The sequence below is a fragment of the Dactylosporangium sp. NPDC051541 genome, from assembly GCF_044454505.1.
GTDB lineage: Bacteria > Actinomycetota > Actinomycetes > Mycobacteriales > Micromonosporaceae > Dactylosporangium.
Genome location: NZ_JBITDU010000001.1, coordinates 909,215 through 922,958, shown reverse-complemented (window position 1 = coordinate 922,958; position 13,744 = coordinate 909,215). Strand labels below are relative to the sequence as shown.

Genomic DNA, 13,744 nt, shown 5'->3' with positions numbered 1-13,744 from the left:
CTACAGCTCGGACGTGGTCTCGAGCACGATGCCACCGCGGGCGTGCTGCGTGACCACGACGCGGACGGACTCGGGCGCCACCGCGCGCTTGATCTCGGTCGCGATCTCGACGGCGAGGGCCTCGGCGAACACCTTGCGGTCGCGGAACGACCACAGGTACAGCTTCAGCGACTTCGACTCCACGCACCGCTCCCGCGGCACGTAGACGATCTCGACGCTGGACAGGTCGGGCTGGCCCGTCACCGGGCACATCGAGGCGACCTCGTCGGTGGTGAACCGCACCTTCGTGCAGTGCGCCGGTGCCGGAAACGACTCGACATGGTCGACCGGACCGCGCACCGACGACCCGAGCAAGGTCAGACCGGACACATCTTCAGACACCCGACGAGCATATCCGGTCCGGCCGCACAACCTCGGGTGGCGGTCGAGCGCACGACCGGCCGTACCGTGTTGTTTTCACACTGCGGGCCGACGAAGATTAGCGGGTGGAAGCTGAGACGGTCGTCGCACCGCACTTCGACGACGCCGTCTTCTCGGTGGCGCATGTCCTGCTCCGGACCCGCGCGACGATCGTGACCGTCTGCGCCGGCGCGCCGGCCCCGGGCGTGGTGTCGGACTGGGACGCCGAGTGCGGCTACACCGAGGGCGTGGCCGCCGCCGCCGACCGGGCCGGCGAGGACCTGAAAGCCAACCAGATCAGCGGCGCCACGTCGGTCCACCTGGGCCTGACCGACGCCGCCTACCGCACCAGGTTTCCGGTCCGGGCGACGGCCCTGGACCTGGCGAGAGCCATGCCCCTCGAAGGTCCACTGTGGATCCCGGTCGGCATCGGCAGCCACCCCGACCACGTAGGCAGCCGCGAGGCCGTCCTGTCCCTGCCGCGAGTGGCCGACCGCCTGCGCTTCTACGCCGACTGCCCCGACGCGTGCGCCTTCGGCTGGGACGCCCGCGACACCGACCGCGTGGAAAACCACCGCTGGCAGCCCCACCTGGACCGCCTGTCCATCGCCTACGGCCCGATGCTCCCGCACACGGTGTACCTCACCGATGAGCAAATGGCCCAAAAACTCGAGATGGTGACCGCCCACGCCTCCCAGATGCGAGGCATGCTCCCCAACTTCCCCGACCTCCTGAACCCCCACGGCCCCCTACGCCGAGAGGTCTACTGGACCAGCGCCCTGGTAACAGCAAACCGTCCAAAGTAAACAGTCCACAAACGACAACCAAGCAGCGACGCGGGGATCACAAAATCGCGATCACTGTTTCAGCGGCGACATGGGGGGTCTGGGGTGGAATCCCCCCAGAGGGGAGCAAGCGCGAAGCGCGAGCGCGAAGAATGCGGAGACGACAAACGCAAGCGGCCCCCGCCGCGAAGCAGGGGCCGCCAATTCGTCGTAGCGGGGACAGGATTTGAACCTGCGACCTCTGGGTTATGAGCCCAGCGAGCTACCGAGCTGCTCCACCCCGCGTCGGTATGACCAGCTTAGCGTGCAAGCGTCGGAGTTCCAAATCGGTTCAGGGTGACCGTGTCCGGTGTCACCCGGCCGGTAGTCGTACCACCGGCCGGGTGATCACATAGGTCCCGGTCAGCCCGACGAAGCCTGGACCGACGGCGATCCCGACACGCTCGGCGACCCCGACGCGCCGGGCGACGGGGAGCCGCTCGGGTTGGGCGTGGCGCCGGCCGCCTTGACCGCGTCCTCGTAGCGGGCGACGGCGTCCTGCAGGGCCTTGAGCGCCTTGCCGTAGGCCTCGGGGTCACCGGAGATCTGGGCCGCCTTGAGGTCCGCGAGCGCCTTGTTGATGGCGGCGATCGCGTCCTGGACCTGTGGGGTGCCCGTGTTCCCGGGGTTGTTGTTCTGGTTCTGGTCGGTGCCGGGGTTCTCGGTCTGTGGCACCGGCGCCTGGCCGGTGACCTGTTTGACGAGCTGCTCCAGGCCGGCCTGGAGGTTGTCGGCGTAGGCCATGTACTTCGGCCCGTAGGCGACGAGGACCTTCTGCAGGCGTGGGAACGCGGTCTCGTTCTTGGCCTTCAGATAGATCGGCTCGACGTACAACATGCCGTTGGCCACCGGCAGGGACAGCAGGTTGCCGTAGAACACGTCGGAGTTCTGCGAGCTGAACTGGGTCAGCTCGCGTCTGGCGTCGGCGATCGACGTCATCGAGCTGTGTGTCTGGTTGGGGCCCTGGATGGCCGTGTTGGCCGGCAGCTCCAGCACCTCGAACTTCGGCTGGCCGTTGACGTAGGACGCCGACATCAGCGCGGCCAGGTTGCCACGTTTGCGCGGGGCCATGGCCGCGGTGAGCTGGAAGCGGGCGTCGTTCTGGCCGGGCAGCTGGGCGACGAGGTAATACGGCGGCTGGTCGGCCGTCGAGTTGGCCGGGTCCTTCGGGACCTCCCAGAAGTCCTGGCCGGAGAAGAAGCCCTCGGGTGTGGTGACGTGGAAGCGGCTCAGCAGGTCACGCTGGATCTTGAACTGGTCCTCCGGGTAGCGCAGGTGGTCCATCAGGCTCTCGGAGATCGCCGAGCGCGGCTGGACCAGCTTGCCGCCGAACGCCTTGTTCCACGTCTTGAGCACCGGGTCGGCCTCGTCGAAGGCATAGAGCTTCACTTCGCCGGTGTACGCGTCCACGGTCGCCTTCACCGAGTTGCGCAGGTAGTTGACGTCCTGCCGCGGCTCCGGGAAGACCCGGCCGCCGGTGGAGGAGTCCTGGATGGCGGTGTTCCAGTCCAGCTTCTGCGAATACGGGTAGGTCGCCGAGGTCGTGTAACCGTCGATGATCCACTGGATCTTGCCGTCCACGACCGCCGGATACGGGTCGCTGTCCAGGGTCAGGAACGGCGCGATGTTGCGCACCCGGGTCTCCGGGTCACGCACGTAGAGCACCTTGGACTTGTCGTTGAGCACCCCGGAGAGCAGGAAGTTGGTCTCGCGGAAGTAGGCCGAGAACAGCAGCCGGCGCCAGAAGTTGTTCACGGCGACGCCGCCGCTGCCGTCGTACGTCGAGTACTGGTCCTCGCTGCCCCCGCCGCCACCGGTCGGCCGGTCGAACTCGGCGTCGCGGTCGGCGGCCTTGGACTTGCCGACGACGGCGTAGACGTCGCCGGTCTGCTCGCCGTAGTAGATCTGCGGGTGCTGGACCGGGATCTGGTCGCTGTCCGAGGCGCACTGCTCGCCGGCCTGGCTGTCGGGCTTCGTGTTCTCGCTCAGGAAGCCGGACACGTAGAACGGCTGCCCGCCGCAGACGACCTGGCTGGCCGGGGCGGCGACGAAGCCGTAGCCGTGCGTGTAGACGCTGTGCCGGTTCTGCCAGTTGTTCTGCTGGAGCTGGTCGTAGCGGATCTCCCGGACGCCGACGATGTAGTCCTGGGTCCGGTCCTTGCCGTCCTTGCCCTTGAGCGTGTAGCGGTCGATGTCCAGCTTCGGGTTGAACTCGTAGAAGCCGCGGACCTGCTGCTGCTGGGTGTAGGTGTCACCGACGACGGCCGGGTCGAGCAGCCGGATGTTGTTGACGGTCGGGTCGCTGCCGTTGGTCAGCGACGCCGGTGGGTTGGTGTTGTCCGCCCCGTACTGGACCGTCTGCACGTCCTTCAACCCGTACGCCTCGCGCGTGGCGTCGATCGCGTACTTGAAGTAGGGCGCTTCCTTCTGCAGCTGGCTCGGCTTGACGGTGAACGACTGCACCGCGGCCGGGTAGATGCCGCCGACCGCCACCGCGGACAGCGCCAGCAGGCCCAGCGCCAGGCCGGGCCAGACCAGGTTGCGCATGAAGGCGTTGGAGAAGACCAGGATGGCGATCGCGACCACGATCGAGATCCAGGCCAGGATCTCCTTGGCCGGCAGCAGCGCGTTGATGTTGGTGTAGCCGGCGCCGTAGAGGTCCTGGGTCGGGAACTTGTCCAGCAGCAGCCCGCGCCGGTCGAGGAAGTAGGCCGCGGCCTTCAGCAGCACGAACACGGCCACGAGGGTGGTCAGGTGGGCCCGCGAGGCGGCGGTCATCCGCTCGCCGGCGCCCTGCAGCCGGACCCCGCCGAAGAGGTAGTGCAGCGCGAGCGCGCCGATCAGCGAGAAGACGACGGCGGTGAAGGCCACGCCGAGCAGGTAGCGCCAGAACGGGTATTCGAACACGTAGAACGACAGGTCGACGTGGAACTGCGGGTCGGTCTGGTTGAAGGGGGTGCTGTTGGAGAACAGCATCCACTCCTGCCAGTGTCCCTGGGCCGAGAGCCCGGAGAACAGCCCGATCAGCCCGGCCACCAGGATGATCCAGCCCGTCATGTGCGGCAGGAGGAACAGCCGGTAGCGGTCCAGCGCGTGCTGCTCGGCCGAGTGCGGCCGCAGCAACGGGCGGGTGCGGTAGGCGAGGTATAGGTTGGCGGCGATGATCAGCCCGACGGCCACGCCGAAGATCAGGAACATCCAGATCCGGGTCGTGAGCACCCCGGTGAATACCTGGGGGTACTTGACCTCGGAGAACCACAAATAGTCGGCCCACGCCCCGACCACGCGGTCGAACAGCGTGAACAGCAGGAAGACGACCACCAGGACGGCGATCGTGACCCGTCCCCGCCGGCTCACCCTCGTCATCGGATTACGCATTACCACGGTCGGCTCCGCCCGTTCGCGTATGGAAACTCGTCCAGCGTAGTCATCTACTACACAGCGTCGGCGTCCGACCGGCCCGCAGCGTGTCAAGAGCGGTCAGCGCGTCGTCCACATTGTTCACTTTGATCAAGGGCAGGCCAGGCTGCGGGTTGTCCATCGCCTCCGCGCAGTTCGCTGCGGGCGTAAGGAACACCTTGGCCCCGGCCGCCTTCGCCGCGACCAGTTTCTGCGGGATACCACCGATGGGCCCCACATTGCCGGAGTCGTCGATCGTGCCGGTCCCGGCGATGATCATGCCGCCGGTCAGGTCCTCGGGCTTGATCGTGTCGATGATGCCCAGCGTGAACATCAGGCCGGCCGACGGGCCGCCGATGCGGTCCAGCTGGATCGTGAGCTTGAAGGGGTGCGGCTGGCTGGTGCCGGCCGTGATGCCGATCCGCGGGTTGCCGTCGTCGCCGGCCTTGGTGGCGACCTCGACGGTCAGCGTCTGCCCGGCCCGCAGGATCTCGAACTGGTGGGCCGTCCCGGCCGGCTTGGCCCGCACGAGCTCGGTCAGCTTGTCCGGGGTGTCGACGGCCGTGCCGTCCACGGACTTGATGACGTCGTCCTTCTGCAGCTTGCCCTCGGCCGGATAGCCGGCCGTGACCTCGGCGACCGTGACCGCGACCGGGTAGCCGAGCTTGCGCAGCGCCACGGTCTCGGCCGAAGTCTGTGACTGCTGGAAATCGCGGGCGTTGTCCTCGTCGACCTGCTGCTGGGTGCGATCCGGCGGGTAGATGAGCTCACGCGGTACCACCGCGCGGTCGTTCTGCCACCAACCGATCATCGCGTCGAGCAGTGTCATGTTGGGCTGCACCGAGACCGTCGTCATCCGCAGCTGCCCTTTGGACTTCGTCGCCGTGGCGCCGTCGACGCTGATGATGGGTTTGCCGCCGGGCTTGCCCGTGTCCGTGCCGAGGGTGTCGTAGGTCGGGCCGGGCCCCATCTCGACGTACGGCACCTTGACCACGGTCGCCTGCCAGGCCAGCACCAACAGCAGCAGCGCGCCGAACAGCACGGTCAGCCCACGACGTCTCATGGCGGCGAGCCTAGCGCTCCCGGTATAAGGGGCGTGTAAGCGAGTACGGTTGTGGAATGCCAGCAGACATCCCGTTCGGATTCGGACCATCCGGCGGCGACGTGCCGGATCCCAATGATCCGCGCCAAATGCAGCAATTCCTGAGCCAGCTGCAGCAGCTGTTCGCCACGCCCGGGGGCGGTCCGGTGAACTGGGATCTGGCCCGGCAGCTCGCCCAGGCCCACCTCACCGGCGCGGGCCCGGCGGCCGGCGTCGCGCAGTTCCCGGTCGGCTTCCAGATGCCCGGCTCCCCACTGCCGGCGGTCGAGGGCGGCGACCCGGACGCGGCCAAGCCGGTCGGCGACCCGGCGGTCACCGCCGTGGAGCGCGCCGCCGTGATCGAGGCCCTGCGCCTGGCCGACCTGTGGCTCGAACCGGAGTCGTCACTCCCCTCCGGCGTCCGCTCGACCGCCGCCTGGAGCCGCGGCGAGTGGCTCAACCAGACCCTGCCGGTCTGGCGCAAGCTGTGCGACCCGGTGGCCGCGCGCATGGTGTCGGCGATGACCGAGCTCGTGCCCGAGGAGATGCGGGCCCAGATGGGCCCCATGACGTCGATGGTCGCCTCGCTCGGCGGCGCGCTGCTGGGCGGGCAGCTCGGCACGGCCCTGGGCTCCCTGGCCGCCGAGGTCCTCTCGGCCGGCGACATCGGCCTGCCCCTCGGCCCGGCCGGGGCGGCCTCGCTGGTGCCGGCCAACATCGCGGAGTACGGCAAGGGCCTGGAGATCCCCGACGACCAGGTCCGCCTCTACGTGGCCCTGCGCGAGGCCGCCCACCAGCGCCTCTTCGGCCACGTCCCGTGGCTGCGCGGGCACGTCTTCGCCGCCGTCGAGGCCTACGCGGCCGGCATCCACGTCGACCGCGAGGCGATCGAGGAGGCGATGAGCCGCATCGACCCGTCGACGCTCGGCAACGACCCGCAGGAGCTGGTCCTCGAGGGCATCTTCACGCCCGAGGACACGCCGCAGCAACGGGCCGCCCTGGCCCGCCTGGAGACCGTGCTGGCGCTGGTCGAAGGCTGGGTCTGCCACGTCGTGGACCGCGCCGCCGGCGACCGCCTCCCCGACGTCATCAAGCTCTCCGAGGCCTTCCGCCGCCGCCGCGCCGCCGGCGGCCCGGCCGAGCAGACGTTCGCCGCCCTGGTCGGCCTGGAGCTGCGCCCCCGCCGCCTGCGCGAGGCCACGGCCCTGTGGAACGCCCTGGCCGAGCACCGCGGCATCAGCGGCCGCGACGCCCTCTGGGGCCACCCGGACCTGCTGCCCGACGAGGAGGCCTTCGCCGACCCGGAGATGTTCGCCCGCACCCAGCTGGACCTCGGCGACCTGGGCTTCAGCGAGGAGTTCGACAAACTCACCGAGGAAAAGCCCAAGGACGAGGACTGACTTCCAAAGCTTCCGGGGGTACTGCCCACACGCCGACAACTCCCGAACGCCCCATCACAGCGCCGCGCCTTTCCGCGCGGCGCTGTGGCCTGTGAGGGGAACCACCCTCCCCACCTCCGCGTCGCGCCGCACGCCGCGTCGTCACGCCGGGGGCGCGGGCCGCCGGAAGCTCGCGTCGGGTCTCGGGGTGGGTGGCGCTACGTCAGGAGCGCGCGGGTGCGGTGGCGCTACGTCAGGAGCGCGCGGGTGGCGTCCCAGCCCTCCAGGGCCAGGTCGAGGCGCTGCAGGTCCTCGGGGGCGCGGAGGCGGTGCCAGCCCGGTGCGGAGGCGACCATGGTCGGTTCCGGGGCGGGGCGGCGGGCCACGGCGACGTCGCCGGATTCGGTGTCGAGGTCGGGCAGCCAGTCCGGGACCGGGAGGCGGGCGGCGGCGGCGAGCAGGCCGCCGTTGTGGGCCGGTGCGACCGCCAGGTGGCGGGTGGACAGCGGCCGGAGGAGCTTGCCGATCAGCATCGCGGGGAGGTCGGGGGCATCAGCCAGTACCACCGCCGCTTTGTCGTGTCCGTCAGCCGCGGCGGCGACCAGCGCCGCGCGGATCGTCGGCTCGGGGATCTCGTAGATGCGGGTCGACGGCCAGGCGATCTTGGACGCCAGCGGGAGGTCGTCCGCGACGGCCGCGATGGCCGGTTGGATGCGCGGCAGCGGGGTCAGCAGGTCGACCAGATCCTCCGCCATCGCGGCCCGCCACACGGCCACGTCGGTGCCGGGCGGGGCCCAGGTGACCGGGAGCAGCAGCGCGACGACGGCAGCGTCGGTCATTCCGTGATCCCGAGACCGGCCGCCGCTGACACCCCCTCAAGATACCCGCGCGCCCGCTCGGCCTTGGGGTAGCGGGCCACCAGCGCCCAGAAGGCACTGCTGTGGCTGGGGATCACCAGGTGTGACAGCTCGTGCAGCAGCACGTAGTCGATGACCCAGTCCGGCATCTCCTGCACGCGGTGTGAGATCCGGATGGTACCGTCTGCCGGCGTGCAAGATCCCCAGCGGCCGTTCTGGTTCTGCACCCACCGCACGCTGGCCGGATGCCCGGCGGCGGGGTGGTCCGGCAGATAGCGGGCGGCCAGGCGTTGGGCGCGGCCGGCCAGCTCGGTGTCCGTGCGCCGCGCCCGCTGCTCCCGCACCGCCAGGCGCTCGAGCATGCGGTCGACCCACTCGCGCTCCTCGGCGCGGGAGAACTGGGCCGGTATCAGCACCACCACGCGCTCTCCGTCGCGGTAGGCCGACACCGTGCGTCGGCGGCGCTTGCTGCGCCGCACCTCGATAACCGGCTTGCGTGTCATGCCGGCCCCCCCTGGGTCCCGCTCACGGGGGAACGCTAGCCGTTGGCAGCCATCCCTTCGCAAGGCCCAATCTTGGGGAGCCGGTCCGGAAGTCACCCATTCGTGGGGACTCGCCGGAAAGATTCCACCGGAAGTCCGGCCTGCTCCGGGTACTCGCGCGATTTCATCCACAGCAACCCACACCGTTGCCCACACGGTTATCCCCAGGCTGTGCATAGTGTGTACGGTGCGGTTGGAGGAAGATCTTCCGATTACGCTCGGCGTGTCCCGTCTAACCGCACTTTCCCCGAGTGTCCGACAAGGCACACTCACCACGTTGGCCTAGCTGGTCAGCCCCGGTGCGCGGGTCGTGCCGGACCGAGAAGAGGAGGGCATTGTGGCCGAGACCTACAACGGCTACTGCGTCAAGTGCAAGGAGAAGCGGGACTTCGAGGGCGAGATCGCCATCTCGAAGACCGGCATGAAGATGGCCAAGGGCGCCTGCCCGGTCTGCGGCACGACGGTCAACCGGATCCTCGGCAAGGCCTGAGACCTCGCAGCTCGCTGCCCGGTCTTCGCGCTCGTTCCTGCAACCACAGCCCGGCTTGCGGCGCCACACCGCGCCGAATGCCCTCCCCGCCCGGCATTCGGCCTGGCTACGTCCGTCTCCACGAGACAGACATTTCCGATTTTTCGGTTATGTAGGTTTCGGGATCACGCCAGGAGCCCCTGACCCGGTCCAGTCCGCGCGAACCCCGCGCGGAACATGGCCTTTGCCCCTTTGCCTGTGGATAACCAGCCCGCCGGCTGTGGATAACGTCGGCCGGCGGTGGACTGTCCTGTGGACAACGCCGCCGGCCGGCGCCCGTCGCGTGGCAGCGTGGTCGCCATGCGACGACCGACGCTGCTGCCGGGGCTGCGGCGCCTCTGGCGCGACCGGCGGACCATCCAGCTGGGCACCGACCCGGCCACCGCCGTCGTGCTCGAACTGCGCCGGCCGGAGCTGGCCCGGGTGCTCGACCTGCTCGACGGCTCGCACACGCTCCCGGGCCTGCTCGCCGAAGCCCGCCTGCTCGGGCTGGACGGCGCGGACGTGGCCGACCTGGTGGAGCAGCTGCGGGCCAGCGGCCTCGTCGTGGCCGCACCATCGCTGCTGCCGGTCGGCCTGACCCCGGACGTGGGCGCGGGGCTCGCCGGGGAGGCGGCCGCGATCAGCCTCCGGCTGCGGGCCCAGCGGCCGGCCGTCCGGCGCACGGCCGCCGGCATCCTGAACAAACGGGGGCGGTCCCACGTCCTGGTGGCCGGCGACGGCCCGCTGGTGGCTCCCCTGGCGGCCACGCTGGCCGGGGCCGGGGTCGGGCATGTGGAGCCGGTCGTCGAGGGTACTGCCACCCACGCCGACGTCGCCATCGGCGGCCTCGGCCGCGGCGACGTGCGGGGCTCACGGGTCCTGGCGACCACACGGGCCGTCGCGCGGCCCGCACCGTGGGTGCAGCAGACCACCGGCCGCGAGGACGGCGTGGACTTTCTCGTCCGGGTCGGCGACCGGCGGCTGGATGCCCTGGCCCGGCGGGGCGTGCGGCTGCACCGCCTGCCCCGGCTCGAGGTGCACGTCCGGCTCGGCACGGTGCTGGTGGGTCCGCTGGTACGGCCGAATCGTTCACCCTGCCGCGGCTGCCTCGAGCTGCATCGCCAGGACCGCGACCCGGCCTGGCCCGCACTCGCCGCCCAGCTGGCCACCTCCCCGCCCGGCCTGACCGAGCCGTGCGGCCTCACCACGGCGATGGCCGGGGCCGCGTTCGCCGCCGACGAGGTGCTCGCGTACCTCGACGGGGCATCGCTGCGCACCGAAGCCGCGATCGTCGAGATACACCGTCCCGGGGAGTTTCGCCGCCGAGTTTGGGGTACACATCCGCGCTGTGACTGCCGTCGCCGTCGTCGGGGTGGCTCGAACGGGTAAGAATGGTTTGTGACCGAGATCCCCAGGGGCGCAGTCGCCCGCACCGCAAGGCTGGCGTCACTCCCCCTCGGGCTGGCCGGCCGGGCCGCGCTCGGGCTAGGCAAGCGCGTCACGGGGATGGCCGCCGAAGTCGTCTCCGCCGATGTCCAGCGCCGCACCGCCGAGCACCTGTTCAGCGTCCTTGGGCAGCTCAAGGGCGGTGCCATGAAAATGGGCCAGGCGCTGTCGGTGTTCGAGGCGGCCCTGCCCGAGGAGCTCGCCGGCCCCTACCGCGCCGCCCTGACCAAGCTGCAGGAGGCCGCCCCGCCGCTGCCCGCCGCCAGCGTCCACAAGGTCCTCACCGAGTCCCTGGGCGCCGACTGGCGCGAAAGGTTCAAGGAGTTCGACGACAAGCCGGCCGCCGCCGCCTCCATCGGCCAGGTGCACCGGGCGGTCTGGTCCGACGGCCGCGCGGTCGCGGTCAAGGTGCAATACCCGGGCGCCGGCGAGGCCCTGCGCTCCGACCTCAACCAGCTGGCCCGCTTCGCCGGCCTGTTCAAGGCCATCCAGCCCGGCCTCGACGTGAAACCGCTGGTCGCCGAGATCCGCGACCGCGTCACCGAGGAGCTGGACTACGAGCTGGAAGCCCGCTCGCAGACCACGTTCGCCGAGGCCTTCGCCGACGACCCGGACATTTTCGTACCGCCGGTGCTGGCATCGTCGCCGCGGGTCCTCGTCACCGAGTGGGTCGAGGGCACGCCCCTGTCCGCGATCATCTCCGACGGCAGCGAGGAGGACCGCAACCGAGCCGGCTACCTCATGGCCCTGCTGCACTTCTCCGCCCCGGCCCGGGCCGAACTCCTCCACGCCGACCCCCACCCGGGCAACTACCGCCTCCTGGCCGACGGCCGCCTGGGCGTCCTCGACTTCGGCGCCGTAGCCCGCCTCCCCGGCGGCCACCCCGAGATCATCGGCCAGCTGACCCGCCTGGCCCTGGCCGGCGACGCCGACGCGGTGCTGGAAGGCCTGCGGCAGGAAGGCTTCATCAAGCCGGACGCGAAGGTGGACGCCCCCGCGGTGCTGGGCTACATCCGCCCGATGCTCGACCCCTTGGCCGAGGACGAGTTCCAGTTCACCCGCGCCTGGCTACGCTCCGAAGCCACCCGCCTGGCCAACCCGAAGAGCCCCGCCTACACCCTGAGCCGCCAACTCAACCTCCCCCCGTCCTACATGCTGGTCCACCGCGTGACCCTCGGCTCGATCGGCGTCCTGTGCCAACTGGAGGCCAAAGCCCCATACCGCCAGATCCTCACCGACTGGCTCCCGGGCTTCGCCGACCCAACCACCAAAAAACCCCGCCGCAAGAAGTCCTGACCCACCCCTCGCCCCACCCCGACCGCCAGTCCCCACACGGCCACAACGCCCGGCAGGACCAGGCCGCCTCGGCGGGGGCACGCACGCGATCACAGGCGCGGGGTCGCGGGCACTACGAACGGTCGCCACGCGGGCACGACACGGCGCGCGGACACGGGCACGGCGGGCGGCACGGCAGGGCGCCACGCGTGGTCGCGGCACGGCAGGGCGCCATCTGTGGTCGCGGCACGGCAGGGCGCCATCTGTGGTTGCGGCACCGGCCCGGCCCGCGGAGGCGAGCTTGGGCGCGGGCGAGGTTGTGTGGTCGTGACGTGCATGCGCGCTTGGTTCGCCGCGACTTGGACAGCCTCATCTGCCCCGCAGGACGGTGACGGCGGCGGCCGGGTGCGTGACATGGGAACGGGCCCCTCGGGTGAGGGGCCCGTTTCGCTGTCGTGTCGGGTTCACTGTCGGGTCAGGTAGCGCTCCTGCTCACGGCGTGCGCGGATGGCGACCTGGCGGGCGGACGGGTAAGCCTCAGAGTGGTTCGCAGTCTGAGGCCGACGCATTCGCGCCCTCGACAGGGCTTCGTGGAGAAGTTGCAAGGTCATCGCGGTGCTCCTGGGTCGAGTGGTGACGAGTTCGGTGGTGCTGGTGGTGCTGAGCCGGGTCGGCTGCGCGTTGCGCAGACCTCGGCTGGCCGGCTTTCGATGTGCGCTCATTTCAGGCCGCCGCGGTGGCGACGACAGCCGCCGTACGGGCGGCAACCTCGCCGCGCAGGACGGCGTCGCGGGCGACGTCCTCCTTGCGCGGGCGGCCCCGCGGACGCTTGCGCGGCACGACAGCGCCGCGCTCGAAGATCTCGCCGCCCCAGACACCCCAGGGCTCGGCGCGCTCGATGGCCCCCGCCAGGCACTCGGCGCGGAGCGGGCACTCCACGCAGAGGGACTTCGCGAGCTCGAGCTCCGCCGGCGAGTCGGCGAACCACAGGTCCGGGTCGAAGGTGCGGCACGGCAGGTCGGACTTCACACCCCGAGCAGCAACACGGAGACGCTCGTCCGCGGCCGAGTCGACGCGCACGTCGATCAATGCCAAGGCCAGGCTCATCCCGGTCACCCCTTTCTGTTTGTCGATCGTTTGGTGTGATCGTTTGTGCAAATGAAAAGGCCGCGGATCCCGGTGTCGGGTTCCGCGGCCTCGAGGTGAGCCGGAAGAGTCGGTCTGGTTAGACCGGCCTGCCTCGAGGTGGTATGCCGCGGACTCCGCCATTGGGCTTCGGAGCCGTCATGCTGTGCTTCGCGCTGAACCCAGTGGTCCCCTGAACCCGGATTCCGCGCTGGTCGAGCAGAGCCGCCGAGGCGACATGGATCTCATCGGTGGTAACGGTGGTGCTGCTGGAGGCGTCGGTCCGGACCTCGGCTTTGCCGCCCGCCAGTTCGAGGTTGCGAACTGTCAGGTCGCCCCGGACCGACTCGGTAGCGCCCGCGACCAGCGCGGCCGGAACCAGAGCGGCAGCCAGAACATCGACGGCCGGGACATCGGCAGCCGGCACCGGGGAACCGGCGACGGCGGCGGTCAGGACAGACTCCTGCCATTGCAGGGCGACGATCGGCCAGACTCTGCGGGCCGGAGCAGCCGACGGGCAGAGGGCAGCAGGCTGCGACGCGCGCCGCTCCAAAGTCAGATAGAGCTTCACGTGGACCCACCTACTCTCTGCAACTCGTCGTGCGGCGGCCGCCGGTCTTCCGGCGTCGTGTTCGCAGGCTATGCCGTGCCTCAACGGTAGGGCAAACGATTTATCGGGGAAAGTTTTCTGTCGGTTTCCAGCCCCCGGGCAACCGATCGCGCCGGACCTCAGTGTGCCACGTCGAAGCAGCTCATGGTGCCCCGACACCACACAACTTCATCGATGTCCCGCGCTCGCGCGCGAGGGCCTGGCGGTGCGCGGCTCTGGACGGGGTGTGGTGGGACGTCGTGCGGTGCGGGTCGGAGGCGGCCGGGGGTGTGGGGGCGCGGAGCCCCCTGCCCGGG

The 13,744-nt window shown here is 70.3% G+C and carries 12 protein-coding genes and 1 tRNA gene; 5 read left to right on the top strand and 8 right to left on the bottom strand.

From position 1 onward, the window contains the following. Positions 1-381 carry a preQ(1) synthase gene (gene queF / locus ACIA8L_RS04270; RefSeq protein ID WP_395900230.1) on the bottom strand — a complete coding sequence of 127 codons (381 nt, stop codon included), beginning with the start codon at positions 379-381 and terminating at the stop codon, positions 1-3. A 104-nt stretch (positions 382-485) separates the two neighbouring features. Here queF and ACIA8L_RS04265 point away from each other — a divergent pair, with 104 nt between their 5' ends. Then, on the top strand, positions 486-1,205 hold the full coding sequence (locus ACIA8L_RS04265; RefSeq protein WP_395900228.1) for a PIG-L deacetylase family protein: 720 nt from the start codon (positions 486-488) through the stop codon (positions 1,203-1,205). 190 nt (positions 1,206-1,395) lie between these two features. On the opposite strand, the gene ACIA8L_RS04260 is transcribed toward ACIA8L_RS04265, so the two are convergent. The 3 genes from ACIA8L_RS04260 to ACIA8L_RS04250 form a co-directional block, all read right to left on the bottom strand. Continuing rightward, positions 1,396-1,469 (bottom strand) — tRNA-Met (locus ACIA8L_RS04260). 117 nt (positions 1,470-1,586) lie between these two features. Then, entirely contained in the window at positions 1,587-4,589 is a 3,003-nt protein-coding gene (locus tag ACIA8L_RS04255) for a UPF0182 family protein (protein WP_395900226.1), read from the bottom strand. A gap of 61 nt (positions 4,590-4,650) precedes the next feature. Beyond that, on the bottom strand, positions 4,651-5,685 hold the full coding sequence (locus ACIA8L_RS04250) for a PDZ domain-containing protein (RefSeq protein ID WP_395900224.1): 1,035 nt from the start codon (positions 5,683-5,685) through the stop codon (positions 4,651-4,653). A gap of 56 nt (positions 5,686-5,741) precedes the next feature. On the opposite strand from ACIA8L_RS04250, the gene ACIA8L_RS04245 reads away from it, so the two are divergent. Then, positions 5,742-7,103 carry a zinc-dependent metalloprotease gene (locus tag ACIA8L_RS04245; protein WP_395900222.1) on the top strand — a complete coding sequence of 454 codons (1,362 nt, stop codon included), beginning with the start codon at positions 5,742-5,744 and terminating at the stop codon, positions 7,101-7,103. Between the two features lie 227 nt (positions 7,104-7,330). On the opposite strand, the gene ACIA8L_RS04240 is transcribed toward ACIA8L_RS04245, so the two are convergent. After that, the gene (locus ACIA8L_RS04240; RefSeq protein ID WP_395900221.1) at positions 7,331-7,921 is read right to left on the bottom strand and encodes a hypothetical protein; all 591 of its coding nucleotides are present in this window, start codon (positions 7,919-7,921) and stop codon (positions 7,331-7,333) included. Then, on the bottom strand, positions 7,918-8,442 hold the full coding sequence (locus ACIA8L_RS04235) for a M48 family metallopeptidase (protein ID WP_395900219.1): 525 nt from the start codon (positions 8,440-8,442) through the stop codon (positions 7,918-7,920). Before ACIA8L_RS04235 ends, ACIA8L_RS04240 begins: the two co-directional genes overlap by 4 nt. 376 nt (positions 8,443-8,818) lie before the next feature. Between ACIA8L_RS04235 and ACIA8L_RS04230 the strand changes: the two genes are divergently transcribed. From ACIA8L_RS04230 to ACIA8L_RS04220, 3 genes are all read left to right on the top strand, one after another. Beyond that, positions 8,819-8,971 (top strand): DUF5679 domain-containing protein, encoded by a 153-nt coding sequence (locus ACIA8L_RS04230; RefSeq protein WP_190251171.1) that lies wholly within the window; start codon positions 8,819-8,821, stop codon positions 8,969-8,971. A gap of 339 nt (positions 8,972-9,310) precedes the next feature. Further along, complete coding sequence (locus ACIA8L_RS04225) at positions 9,311-10,381, top strand: hypothetical protein (RefSeq protein WP_395900217.1); 1,071 nt, start codon at positions 9,311-9,313, stop codon at positions 10,379-10,381. Positions 10,382-10,390: 9 nt separating this feature from the next. Beyond that, complete coding sequence (locus tag ACIA8L_RS04220) at positions 10,391-11,734, top strand: ABC1 kinase family protein (protein WP_395900215.1); 1,344 nt, start codon at positions 10,391-10,393, stop codon at positions 11,732-11,734. A 702-nt stretch (positions 11,735-12,436) separates the two neighbouring features. On the opposite strand, the gene ACIA8L_RS04215 is transcribed toward ACIA8L_RS04220, so the two are convergent. Both ACIA8L_RS04215 and ACIA8L_RS04210 read right to left on the bottom strand, forming a co-directional pair. Next, positions 12,437-12,820: a WhiB family transcriptional regulator gene (locus ACIA8L_RS04215; RefSeq protein ID WP_395900213.1), complete on the bottom strand. Its 384-nt coding sequence runs from the start codon at positions 12,818-12,820 to the stop codon at positions 12,437-12,439. Positions 12,821-12,938: 118 nt separating this feature from the next. Further along, the gene (locus ACIA8L_RS04210) at positions 12,939-13,409 is read right to left on the bottom strand and encodes a hypothetical protein (RefSeq protein ID WP_395900211.1); all 471 of its coding nucleotides are present in this window, start codon (positions 13,407-13,409) and stop codon (positions 12,939-12,941) included. Between the last annotated feature and the right edge of the window lie 335 nt (positions 13,410-13,744).